At 70.1% G+C, this 12,352-nt stretch carries 8 protein-coding genes; 5 read left to right on the top strand and 3 right to left on the bottom strand.

The window, feature by feature from the left end:
* Nucleotides 1-9: 9 nt before the first annotated feature.
* Together WME90_RS28965 and WME90_RS28960 are read right to left on the bottom strand one after the other, a co-directional pair.
* Nucleotides 10-843 carry a PspA/IM30 family protein gene (locus tag WME90_RS28965; protein ID WP_437275248.1) on the bottom strand — a complete coding sequence of 278 codons (834 nt, stop codon included), beginning with the start codon at nucleotides 841-843 and terminating at the stop codon, nucleotides 10-12.
* 53 nt (nucleotides 844-896) lie between these two features.
* On the bottom strand, nucleotides 897-1,286 hold the full coding sequence (locus WME90_RS28960) for a hypothetical protein (protein ID WP_437275247.1): 390 nt from the start codon (nucleotides 1,284-1,286) through the stop codon (nucleotides 897-899).
* A 397-nt stretch (nucleotides 1,287-1,683) separates the two neighbouring features.
* Here WME90_RS28960 and WME90_RS28955 point away from each other — a divergent pair, with 397 nt between their 5' ends.
* Together WME90_RS28955 and WME90_RS28950 are read left to right on the top strand one after the other, a co-directional pair.
* The gene (locus tag WME90_RS28955; protein ID WP_437275246.1) at nucleotides 1,684-3,180 is read left to right on the top strand and encodes a serine/threonine-protein kinase; all 1,497 of its coding nucleotides are present in this window, start codon (nucleotides 1,684-1,686) and stop codon (nucleotides 3,178-3,180) included.
* A gap of 1 nt (nucleotide 3,181) precedes the next feature.
* Nucleotides 3,182-4,579: a sigma 54-interacting transcriptional regulator gene (locus WME90_RS28950; protein ID WP_437275245.1), complete on the top strand. Its 1,398-nt coding sequence runs from the start codon at nucleotides 3,182-3,184 to the stop codon at nucleotides 4,577-4,579.
* Nucleotides 4,580-4,825: 246 nt separating this feature from the next.
* Here the strand turns inward: WME90_RS28950 and WME90_RS28945 are convergent, their stop codons facing one another.
* Nucleotides 4,826-6,628: a monovalent cation:proton antiporter-2 (CPA2) family protein gene (locus tag WME90_RS28945; RefSeq protein WP_437275244.1), complete on the bottom strand. Its 1,803-nt coding sequence runs from the start codon at nucleotides 6,626-6,628 to the stop codon at nucleotides 4,826-4,828.
* Nucleotides 6,629-6,847: 219 nt separating this feature from the next.
* Here WME90_RS28945 and WME90_RS28940 point away from each other — a divergent pair, with 219 nt between their 5' ends.
* The 3 genes from WME90_RS28940 to WME90_RS28930 all read left to right on the top strand — a co-directional run bounded on the left by WME90_RS28940 (nucleotide 6,848) and on the right by WME90_RS28930 (nucleotide 12,321).
* A complete protein-coding gene (locus WME90_RS28940; RefSeq protein ID WP_437275243.1) occupies nucleotides 6,848-8,245 on the top strand; it encodes a B12-binding domain-containing radical SAM protein in 1,398 nt (465 codons plus the stop codon).
* 458 nt (nucleotides 8,246-8,703) lie between these two features.
* Nucleotides 8,704-10,218: a hypothetical protein gene (locus WME90_RS28935; protein ID WP_437275242.1), complete on the top strand. Its 1,515-nt coding sequence runs from the start codon at nucleotides 8,704-8,706 to the stop codon at nucleotides 10,216-10,218.
* A gap of 546 nt (nucleotides 10,219-10,764) precedes the next feature.
* Entirely contained in the window at nucleotides 10,765-12,321 is a 1,557-nt protein-coding gene (locus WME90_RS28930) for a hypothetical protein (protein WP_437275241.1), read from the top strand.
* The last annotated feature ends 31 nt before the right edge of the window (nucleotides 12,322-12,352 follow it).

Raw genomic sequence — 12,352 nt, 5'->3', positions numbered from 1 at the left:
AGGCGTGCTCTAGCGCTTCATCCTGGCTTGTTCACGTTGTTCTTCGGCCTCGAGCTCCGCGAGCGCCGCCGCGAGCTCGTCCTGCTCGGCCTGGGGCACCGCGGCCGGCGCGCCGGCCGCGCCGGCCACGCGCACCTGCGGCGGCGCAGCGGCGGGCGGCGGCTCGGGCGGGAGCACGCCCATCTTCCGCTTGAGCGCGAGCAGCTCGTCGTCCGCGCCCGCCGTCGCCTCGAGCTGCCCGAACCGGTGCGCCAGCGTGTCGCCCGTGTACTGCTCGGCGATCTCGCCGGCGGCCTCGGCCTCGGCCTCGATCTGGTCGATCTTGTTCGCCATCCGATCGAACGTCTCGAAGGCGGAGGCGTTGTTGAGACCGCTCATGGTCTCCTGGATCGCCTTCTGCGCCTCGGCCCGCTTCTTCCGGGCGATGAGCACGTTCTTCTTGCGCTTCGCCTCCTCGATCTTGTTGTTCAGGAGGCGCAGCGCCGTCTTCAGCTGGTCGACGGCCTGCTTCTGCTTCTGCCACTGATCCTTGTAGGAGGTGGCGAGCTGGTCGTGCTCCTTCTTGCGGTTCAGCGCCTCCTTGGCCAGCGCGTCGTCGCCCGCCTTGATCGCGAGCATCGCCCTGCGCTCCCACTCCGCGGCGTTGGCGGCCTCCTGCTCGGCCTGCTTGGCCAGCCGCTTCTCGTCGGCGATCGAGACGGCGACCTGCTTCTTCGCCTCGATCAGCTGGTTTTGCATGTCGATGACGACCTGGTTCAGCATCTTCTCGGGGTCCTCCGAGCGGCTGATGAGATCGTTCAGGTTCGACTTGATGAGGGTCGCAAGGCGCGCGAAAATTCCCATAGATCAGCTCCAACTCTCGGGTAGCGCAGGGTCGAAAGGCGCGGCGGGTCTGCTCAGCTGAGCGCGAGATCGTGCAGCACCGGGACGTGGCGGGCGAGCGCGAGATCGATGTCGCTCAGGATCGCCTCGAGCTCGTTCATGTCGAGGTTCTCGAGCTCCAGCGCCGCCGACAGGACGACGGTGCCCGCCTCGAGCCCATACGAAGCATGCATCAGATCCGTCGCGTTGTACTCGAGCAGGCGGCGGAAGAGCTTGGTCTGGTGTGTATCGTCCCCTGGCACGGGGCCGATCGAGACACGCACCGCCACGATCGGCGGGTCGATGCGGATCGCGATCGGCGGTGAGCCCGGGCCCCCCGAGACGAGATAGGTACCGGCGTCGTTCTCGAACCGGCGATCGAGCTGCAGGAGGTAGGTTTCGACATCCTCGGCTGTGCGCGGCATGGCGCGCCGAGCCTACAGAATCATCTCGCATCGGGCTAGTGCTGCGTCCCTCGGATTCTTCCCGGGATTCCGCGCGCCGCGCGGGCTGCGGCCGCGCCCACCGAGGGCGCGGGGCTCGCCGTGGTCCTCGGGACCATGGCGCCTCATCCGTTTCGCGCTCGCTCCGAGCGCGCCTGCGCCGTATCACGCGGCGAGCCGCCGCGCCGTGCGCAGCGGCTCGCCGCGGCCGCAGCTCCATGCGCCGCGGTCGTCGCGCGTCGCGGCGGTCGCGACGTGCGCCGCGTGCCGCGCTCCGTGATCGGTTCCGCTCGCTCCGGGAATCACGGGCTTTACCCGGATGCTCGCTTTTTTCTCGCCTGTTTGAGATTGGCGGTGGTACGGTCCCGATCCAGGTTACGTGGCGATCCACCCGGGCGACGTTGTTGCTGGCTACCGTGTCACCCGTCTGCTCGGGCGGGGCGGCATGGGCGAAGTCTGGGCAGCAACACGGGAATCGGACAACCAGCAGGTGGCCATCAAGGTCCTGCTCGCGCGCGCCGCGATGAAGCCCGACCTCGTGAGGCGCTTCGATCGCGAGGCGAAGATCGCCTCGGCCATCCAGAGCCCGTACGTCTGCCAGCTGCTCGAGGTCGGGCAGACGGACGAGGGCGAGCACCTGCTCGTGTTCGAGCAGCTCGACGGCGAGTCGCTGGCGGATCGGCTGAAGCGCGAGCAGTACCTGCCGTTCAGCGAGGTCGGCACGATCATCGATGACGTGCTGCAGGGGCTCGTGGCCGCGCACGCCGCGGGCGTCATCCACCGCGATCTGAAGCCGGGCAACATCTACCTGGAGCACCTCGGCCTGCCGGATCGGCGCGAGCGCGCGAAGATCCTCGATTTCGGCATCTCGAAGCTCACGCGGCGCGAGAAGGAGGAGCCGACGCTCACCGCCTTCGACGCGACGCTGGGATCGTTCGCGTACATGGCGCCGGAGCAGGTGCGGGGCGCCGCGCGGGCCGACGAGCGGGCCGACATCTACGCGGTCGGCGCGGTGGCCTTCCGGGCTCTCTCCGGGCGGCTGCCGTTCGAGGGCGCGAACGCAGCGGTGCTCGTCGCGATGAAGCTCGATCGCCCGGCGCCGTCGCTCGCCGAGGCGACGGGCGAGAAGTGGCCGGTGGGCATCGAGCGCTTCCTCGAGCGGGCGCTCGATCGCCGGCGCGAAGCGCGCTTCGGCTCCGCGGCGGAGGCGCTGTCGAGCTGGCGCGCCATCCAGCCGGCGAACATCACGCGCGCGACGCGCCGCTCGCAGCGGAGCAGGTACCCCTCCGAGCTGCCCGACGCGTTCCTGGAAGACAACCCGACGGTCGTCGACGGCCCGCCGACGATGACGGAGAACGGTGGCTTCAGCGACGCCGGCCACAGCTCGCCACCCCCTGCGCCGCTCGCCCCTCCCAGCAGGACCGGGAGCACCGCGCCCCCGCCGCCGCCGAGCAGGGCGGGCGCGGGCGCGCCGCCGGCGCCGCCGAGCAGGGCGGGCGCGGGCGCGCCGCCGGCGCCGCCGAGCAGGGCAGGCGCGGGCGCGCCGCCGGCGCCGCCGAGCAGGGCGGGCGCGGGCGCGCCGCCGGCGCCGCCGAGCAGGGGCGGGGGCGCGGCACCCCCAGCGCCGCCGAGCAGGGCGGGCGCGCCGCCGGCGCCGCCGAGCAGGGGCGGGGGCGCGGCACCCCCAGCGCCGCCGAGCAGGGCGGGCGTGGGTGCGCCGCCGGCGCCGCCGAGCAGGGCGGGCGTGGGTGCGCCGCCGGCGCCGCCGAGCAGGGCGGGCGCGGGCGCGCCGCCGGCGCCGCCGAGCAGGGGCGGGAGCGCAGAGATTCCCCGGCCGGAGGGGCCACCTTCGCGCCGCAAGACAGAGAGGCACTGAGTTGCTCGACGCCACGGTAGGCACGAAGAACCGGGTCGAGGTGCGCGGCGGGCGCATCCGGCTCACGAAATCGTCGGCCGCGCGCGGCGGCGGATGGCTGGAGATCGGCACCGATCCCGTCATCGTGGGCCGCAACGCGGCCTGCCAGCTGGTCCTCGACGACGCCAAGGTCAGCGCGGTGCACGCCGAGTTCGTCGCCACCGAGCAGGGCGTCCGGGTGCGCGATCTCGACAGCAGGAACGGGACCTTCGTCGGCGGCGTGCGGGTCGGCGACATCTACCTGCTCACGAGCACGAAGCTCCGGCTCGGCGAGACAGAGATCCAGTTCGAGCCGCTGCGGCCCGAGCGCATCACGGTCTCGGCGATCCCGTCGTTCGGCCCGCTCGTGGCGAGCAGCCCCGGGATGCGGGCCATCTTCGAGCGCCTCTCCAAGATGGCGCCGACCGATCTCACGGTGCTCATCACGGGCGAGACCGGGACGGGCAAGGAGCTCGTCGCGCAGGCGCTGCACCTCGCGAGCGCCCGCTCGAAGAAGCCGTTCGTTGTCGTGGACTGCGGCTCGATCCCGCCGACCCTGGCGGAGGCGACGCTGTTCGGCCACGAGCGCGGCGCGTTCACGGGCGCGGTCGACAAGCGCCTCTCGCCGTTCATCGAGGCGGACGGCGGGACGATCTTCCTCGACGAGCTCGGCGAGCTGCCGCTCGAGGTGCAGCCGAAGCTCCTCCGCGCGCTGGCCGAGCGCCGCATCAAGAGCGTCGGCGGGTCGAGCTACCGCGAGGTCGACGTGCGCGTGCTCGCGGCGACGCGCCGCGACCTCGTCCGGGCCGTCAACGGCGGCAATTTCCGGAGCGACCTCTACTTCCGCGTCGCGCAGATAAAGATCGAGCTGCCGGCGCTCCGGCAGCGCGTGGAGGACATCCCCGTGCTCGTGCGCCGGATGCTGAAGGATCTCGGCGACGAGAGCGCGTACGAGCGCGTCTCGAACATGACGCTCGAGCGGCTGATGCGGCACGACTGGCCGGGCAACGTCCGCGAGCTCCGGAACGCGGTCGCCGTCGCGTTCGCGCTCGCCGCCGAGGGCGAGGAGATCGACATCGCGGCGCACCTCGGCGCCCTCACCGAGACGCCCGTGCACCCGAGCTCGTCGCCGTCGATCCACCCGGGCAGCGGCGGCGGCGGCGGCGCGGTCAACAGCTCGTTCGCCTCGATGAAGGGCCGCCAGTTCCAGGAGGCGAAGCGCGACGTCCTCGCGCGGTTCGAGCGCGACTACTTCGCCGCCCTGTCCGAGGACGCGAAGGGCAACGTGAGCGAGATGGCGCGGCGCGCGGGCATGGAGCGGGCGCACGTGCGGGCCTACCTCCGCCGCCACGGCATCGGCGCGAAGCAAGAGCAGGAGTAGAGCGGCGGTCACCCGCTTCGGATACGGGCCCATCTCGACGTTTTCGGTGCTCGGCGTACGTGAGTACGCCTGCGCGCCGAAAACGCCGATCTGGACACGTCTCCTGTGCGGGTGACCGCCGCTCTGCGACGCTCGTGCCAGGGGCGGGTGGGAACCGCTCTATGGCGGTTTATCTCTCGGTTGATCGGCGGATCGGCGCTCTGGCGAGCGGGCGGCCGGACCTGACGACGAGTCGTCGTCTTCGCGTCACACCGCCGCGGCCTTGTCGTCCCTGCCGGACGGCGCGGTCTCGTCGGACTCGAACAACCCTTCGAGCTCCTGCGCCGCCTGCCTCGCCGCCTCGATGAGCTTGGCCTCGTCGTTGTGCACCGCGTGCCCGCGGACGAGCACCTTCTCGTCGTGCGCCCTGAACCGCGCGATCGTCGCGCGGGCGTCCCGCTCGCGCATCCCGAGGCCCTCGAGCACGCGCGCCGCCACCTCGAGCGACGACAGGAACGTCTCCCGCTCCAGCACCGTCACGCCGATATCCATCAGCGCATACGCGTGCTGGCGGTTCCGGGCGCGCGCGTAGATCATGAGATCCGGGAAGTGCCGCTTCACCACCTCCGCCGTCTTTACCGAGGACGCGACGTCGTCGATCGCCAGCACGAAGATCTTCGCCTTGTCGGCGCGCGCCGCGCGGAGCAGGTCGAGCCGGGACGCGTCTCCGTAATAGATCTTGTTACCGTATTTGCGGACGAAGTCGACCTGCGTCGCGCTCGCGTCGAGCGCGGTGAAGGGGATCTTCCTCGTGCGGAGGACGCGAGAGACGATCTGGCCGAAGCGGCCGTATCCGGCGATGATGACCCTGGGGTCGTTGTCGTCGATCGCGTCGAACTGGCGCTCTGGCCCGCCCCGCAGCCATCGCTTGACGAGCGCGTCGCCGAGCGCGATGACGAGCGGCGTGAGCGCCATGGACAGGGTGACCACGACGACCAGGAGGTCGGCGAGGAGCCTGTCCATGATGCCCTGTCCCGCGGCCAGACCGAAGAGGACGAAGGCGAACTCGCCCCCTTGCGGGAGCGCGAGCGCGAGGTCGCGCGCGGAGCCCGGGGCGTGCCCGCTCGCCCTGCCGAGGGTGAACAGGACGGCGGCCTTGAGCGCCATCACGCCAAGGACGAGCCCGAAGACGAGCAGCGGGCGCTCGATGACGAGGCCGATGTTCGCCGACATGCCGACGGCGATGAAGAAGAGCCCCATGAGCAGGCCCTTGAACGGCTCGATGTCCGCCTCGAGCTCGTGGCGGTACTCCGAGTCGGCGAGCAGCACGCCCGCCATGAAGGCGCCGAGCGACATGGAGAGGCCCACCTGCACCATGACGAGCGCCGTGCCGAGCACGACGAGCAGGGCCGCCGCGGTGAAGATCTCGTGGGCGTGGGCGGCGGCGATGGCCCGGAAGACGGGGCGCACGAGGTAACGGCCGCCCGCGATGACGGCGAGCAGCACGGCCGCCGCCTTGAGCGACGAGGCGACGGCGCTCCCCTCGGCGGGGGCCGCGCCCCCGGCGCCGAGCAGGGGGAGCACCGCGAGCAGCGGGATCACGGCGAGGTCCTGGAACAGCAGGATGGCGAACGCGGAGCGGCCGTGCTGTGACTGCATCTGGCCCTTCTCGGCCAGGATCTGCAGGACGAACGCCGTCGACGAGAGCGAGAGCCCGACGCCCGCGATGGCCGCCGTGTCGGCGCGCAGGCCGAGCGCGGCGCCGATCAGCGCGATGAGCGCGCCCGTGAGGGCGACCTGCGCGCCGCCGAGCCCGAACACGGCGCGGCGCAGGACCCAGAGCCGCGACGGCTGGAGCTCGAGGCCGATGAGGAAGAGGAGCAGCACCACGCCGAGCTCCGAGAAGTGGAGGATGTCTTCGACGTTGGTGATGATCCGCAGCCCCCACGGCCCGAGCAGCGCGCCCGCGACGAGGTAGCCGAGCACCGCGCCGAGGCCGATCCGCTTGAACAGCGGCACGGCGACCACGGCGGCGCCGAGAAAGACTGCGGCGTCAGACAGCAAGCTCATGCGTGGTGGATCTCCTTGAGGCGCGGCGTCCGGAGCGCGGCGGCCGAGAGGGTGCGCCGAAGGCGCCGGCGCGCCTAGCGCAAAGCAGGCGAGGCCCTCCGCGGGCGGCGCGCCGCGCCCGGCGTGGCCGCCGAGCTGGGTCATCAGCCGCTCGGCCGCGGCGGGCGGCGCGCCTCGGCTGTTCGGGCCGGCGCCCCGCCGTGATAAGCACGAGCTGCCATGCAGATCGAGCTCATCGCCACGGCAAGCGAAGATTCCGCGTACCTGCCCCGGGTGGGGCTCGGCACCCTCGCGGCGCTCACGCCTCCCGAGGACGAGGTCATCTACACCGATGACGTCGTGCAGCCCTTCGATCTAGAGCGCGACGTCAAGGACGTCGATCTCGTCGGAATCAGCGTCGACAGCAAGACCGCCCGCCGGAGCTACGATATCGCCGCCGCTTACCGCAGGCGCGGCGTGAAGGTGGTGCTCGGTGGCATCCACCCCACAGCCTGCCCCGATGAGGCCATGCAGCACGCGGACGCGGTCGTGGTCGGCGAGGCGGAGGAGGCGTGGCCCGCCCTGCTCGCCGACGTGAAGCGCGGCGAGCTCAAGCCGATCTACCGCCCCGAGCTGCCGAGCCTCGCGGGCAGGCCGGCGCCGCGGCGCGACCTGTTCACCTCCAAGAAGTACATCCCGTTCCAGGTGGTGCAGACGATGCGCGGCTGTCCGTACCCGTGCGAGTTCTGCAGCGTGTCGACGGCGAACGGCACCACGATGCGGTTCCGCCCGACGGACGAGGTGCTGAGCGAGCTCCGGTCGCTCGGGAAGCTCATCATGTTCGCCGACGACAACGTGATGATCCACCGGGCCTACTCGAAGGAGCTCTTCACCCGGATGATCCCGCTGAAGAAGCACTGGATAGGCCAGTGCTCGCTCGCCGCGGTCAAGCGCCTCGAGAACGTGAAGCTCATGGCCGAGAGCGGCTGCAAGGCGCTCTTCATCGGCTTCGAGAGCATCGACGAGGAGACGGTCAAGTTCACCGGCAAGCGGCAGAACCGGCCCTCCCAGTACAAGGACACGATGGCGATGCTCCACGATCACGGCATCTCGGTCTGGGGGAGCTTCGTCTTCGGCTTCGATACGGACGATCCCGAGGTGTTCGATCGCACCGTGGAGTTCGGCATCGACATGAAGCTGACGATGGCGCTGTATGCCATCCTCACCCCGTACCCCGCGACGCAGCTGTACCGCCGCCTCAAGGCGGAGGGGCGCCTCACGGACGAGCGCTGGTGGCTGCGCCGCGACCACGACGCCGGCTCGCCGTATTTCGTGCCCAAGCAGATGTCCCGGGAGCGGCTCCGGGAGGGCTGGGTGTCCGCGTGGACGAAATTCTACTCGCCGTCCTCGATATGGCGCAGGTTCACCCTGACACGGCAGTCGAGCTGGATTCAGCTGGCCGGCTTCTTCCCGCTGAATTTCATGCAGCACACGCTGGCGCACCGCAAGATCGCGGGCGGCGAGCAGCGCTTCCGCTCCGGCGTGCACATCGAGGAGACGGCCGCTGCGTCCGTGGCGCAGCCAGAGCCGCAGCCTGCGAGGGCCAAGGGCGGAAGGCAGCTGCCGATCATCGGATAGGTGATCTCTTGGTGTCAGGCCCGTGGCCTGGCTGCAGAGGTGCCGCCCTGCACGCTGCGGCGCAATGGTACGGCGCTCCGTCGGTCTGCAATGACGCGGCGCCCTGGCGCGCCCGCGGCTCGACAGACCTCCCGCGGCTCGCCGAACACCCGTAGCTGACCAAACGCCCCGCCGCGCATCGGTAGATGTGGTCAATCGACCGTGAGATGTGGTCAATCGACCGTGAGATGTGGTCAATCGACCGTGAGATGTGGTCCATCAACCGTGAGATGTGGTCAATCGACCGCGCCCGGATTGGCCGCGCCGACCGGCGAGCGCGCCACGTTCGTTTGAGCGATTACAGCAAAGATGTCGCTTGCTGATTTTGCTACACTCGCGTGAGCTCCTGGAATGCCGGGTGTTCGAGCGGGGGTGAACCCGCTTTGTCGCGGCATCGAGGTCCCTCAAACGGAGGTGTCATGCGTCGATTTCGGTTCTCCTCCTCGCTCCTCATCGCGGCTGGCGCGTCCGTGTCCAGCGCCGGCGTCGTGTCCAGCTGCAGCGCAACGGGCTCGTCCATCGATCTCACCTCGAGCGGCGCTGACGACACAGGGACGGGAGCGGGCGGCACGACCGGTGGCCCCGGAGGGCTGGGTGGTCTCCTCGACATCGATGGAGGGCAGGAGCACCAAGACGACGTGATGGTGAACCCGTGTGGGAGCGCGTGCGGCGACGAGGAGCTGTGCACCGGCGCGACCCTCGGCCTGGACGACGACTGCGATGGTGCGATCGACGAGACGTGCCCCTGCATCCCCGGCCAGGCGCACTCCTGCTTCCGCGGCGATCCGTCGTTCCGGAACAGCGAGGGCTGCTTCCCCGGCACCCAGCTCTGCGACGAGACGGGCACGTGGGGACCGTGCGTCGGCGGCGTTCACGCCGACGAGAACTGCTATATGGATAGCGGCGCTCTGTGCCGCCCGCTCCAGGCGTCGCCCTTCGCCAATGTGAACCTCAAGGCGGGCACGAGCGCCTTCAGCGCGGATGCGGTCGCGGGCTCCGAGGTGTGGACGGTGGACTGCCCGGATGGCGTCGACCCGTGCCCCGGAGTGACCGGCACGGATCCGGCGGACGATTTCAAGCCGCTGCAGTCGGGCGAGTACACCGTCACGTACACGAAGCGCGTCGCGAGCGGCGCGAGCATGAGCTGCCAGTACCCGCTCTTCGTCGGCGCGGGCGGCCTGCGCGTCGAGCTGGAGTGGCAGCACGAGTTCGGCGACGTCGATCTCGATCTGCACCTCCACAGGCCGAACAACACGCAGCCCTGGAAGATGCTGGGATCGTCGGCGGACTGCGGATGGAACAACTGCGCCATCCTGCACTTCGCGAAAAACTCACACGAGCCCTCGGATATCCGGTGGTTCTTGAACAGCGCGAGGCTGCCGGACCCCGTGAACTGGTACCTGGACCCGGTGCCTGAAAAGAATAGCTGCTTCAACGCCCCCCGGGGCGTGGGGGAAAAATGGAGGGCCAACGAGCTTGGCTGCCACAACCCGCGGATCGACCTCGACAACAGGGGGTGCGACCCCGACGAGACCAACCCCGACGAGCCCACCTTCTGCGCTCCGGAGAACATCAACATCGATTTTCCGCCGAAGGGTCAATGGACGCGGATCGGCGTGCATTACTATCGTCGTGGCGGGGTGACCCACGATATCCACCCCCGGATCAAGATCTTCTGCAACAGCGCCCTCGGGGCCGATCTGGGGCCCGCGGGGTTCTACAGCCCCGAGCGGCCTGTCGCGTTCGCGCCAGAGGACGAACGGACCAGGTTCTGGCTCGTCGCCGACGTGCTCTTCCCCGAGCCGGATGAGTGCGGCCAGGCGGCCTGCATCGTCCAGCCGCTCTATGAGAGCGCGAGCGCCAAGACGCCGCTGCTCACCACGAGCGACTACGTCGAGACGAGCTTCGGCCCCGCCTACCCGAAGCTGCCCTGAACGACGCGCGCGACGCGCGCCCCGACCCACGTCCAGATCACCGCGATGGCCAGGCCTCCCGACGCCAGCGCGCACGAGCGCGCCGCGCGAGCGCGCGAGCTCTGCCGGCGCCGCCTCGCCCCACGCGCAGGCGCCGTGAGGCGCAACGCCACACCGGCCAGTAAGGCATACTTCGTAGTGATTCGCCTGAAAATGATTTGTCTGACTCCTTGCCGGATAGGGTAGCTCGCCTGACTCCGCGTCTGGCGAGGGCGCGTCTCGTCGGCTGACGGCGGCTCATTATCGCCGTCGCCGGCCGTAGTCCGTGCTAGGGAGTCCTCCTCCTGCGGCTCACTCTGCTGAGTTCGCGAGACGGTCGTTCTTATCCCTCGATGGGGGCGGGGCTTCGTGATCTGCCACCCCGATGCGCGCGTTCGCGCCCGTCGGGGACACCGGTATCCGCTTTGCTTCATGTTGCAGGGCATGGTGCGCGGCGCGCTTCGCCCTGGCGCTGAGCGGGCGCGGGCCCGCCGCGACGTCGCGTCTACGTCTCCTAGTGGAGGTATCATGTTTCGTCTTCGTGTCCTCTCCGTGCTCCCCGTCGTGATCGCGACCGCGGCGTCGGGCGTCGGTCTCGCGGCCGGCTGCAGCGCCGAGGGCAAGCGGCTCTCATTCGATGGGACGGCGGACGGCAGCCCGCACACCGGCGAGGCGGTCGGCGCCGGCGGGGCGGGCGGCGCCGACGGGGCGAGCTCCCAGCCTGGCGACTCGGAGGGCTTTGGCGGCTTCCTCGACGATATCGGTGGAGGGTCGCATGAGGACTTGCCGCAGGTGGTGATCAACCCGTGCGGGAGCGCCTGCGGTCCGACGGAGCTGTGCGGCGTGGATGAGCTCGGCGTGGATCACGCCGGGCTGGACGACGACTGCAACGGCATGATCGACGAGATCTGCGGGTGCATCGCGGGCCAGGCGCACTCTTGCTTTCGCGGCGATCCGTCGTTCCGGCGCAGCCCGGGGTGCTTCCCGGGCACCCAGATCTGCAACGAGACCGGCACGTGGGGCCCGTGCGTCGGCGGCGTGCACGCGGACGAGAACTGCCACCAGAACGACGTGGCGGGCTGCCACCCGCTCCAGGCGGCGCCGTTCACGACCGTCGACCTGAAGGAGGGCACCGGCTCGTTCAGCGAGGACGCGCGCCCGGGCTCCGAGGTGTGGACGGTGGTGTGCCCGCCGGGCGTGAGCCCGTGCCCCTCGGTGGGCGGGGAGGGGCCGTCGGACGACTTCAAGCCGCTCCAGTCGGGCGAATACACGGTCACGTACACGAAGACTTTGGCGAGCGGCGAGGCAGCGACTTGCGTCTACCCGCTGTTCGTCGGCGCCCGGGGCCTCCGCGTCGAGCTCGAGTGGGAGCACGAGCCGGCCAGCGTCGATCTGGACCTCTACCTCCACAAGCCGAACAACATGCAGCCCTGGACCGTCGGCGGCTCGGGCACGACGTGCGGTTACGGGAACTGCACGCTCGACAGCCTCTCGGGCGGCTCGGCCATCACGTGGTTCAGCGACGCGGCGACGCCGCCCGAGCCGGTGAACTGGTACCTGGATCCGGAGGAGACCAACAACAGCTGCTACTACGCCCCTCGCGGCGTGGGGGACGACTGGCGCGATCTCGGCAGGGGGTGCCACAGCCCGCGGCTCGACCTCGACAACATCTCGTGCGCCCACCGCACGACGGATCCGGACGATCCGACCTTCTGCGCGCCCGAGAACATCAACGTCGATTTCCCGCCCAAGGCGAGCTGGATGCGGATCGCCGTGCACTATTTCGGGGGCAGCGTGTCGTTCGACGTGCACCCGCGGATCAAGATCTACTGCAACGGCGAGCTCGGGGCCGACCTCGGGCACACAGGCTTCTACGACCCCGAGGTGCCCGTCGCCTTCGCTCCGGAGGACTCGGGCGACAGGTTCTGGCTCGTCGCCGACGTGACTTTCCCCGAAGCGGGGGAGTGCGGAAACGATACGTGCATCGTCAAGCCGATCTACCGGGACGAGACCATGAAGACGCCGTTCCTGTCGACGGTCCGCGACATGCGCAACGACTTCGGTCCAGCCTACCCCAGCCCTTGACGGCATGGCGCGGGCCTGCGACGGGCCCGCG

The organism is Sorangium sp. So ce375, from assembly GCF_051473855.1.
In the GTDB taxonomy this organism is placed as follows: domain Bacteria; phylum Myxococcota_A; class Polyangia; order Polyangiales; family Polyangiaceae; genus Sorangium.
The sequence above is the reverse complement of the archived record's forward strand: the minus strand, read 5'-3'. Positions and strand labels throughout refer to the sequence as shown.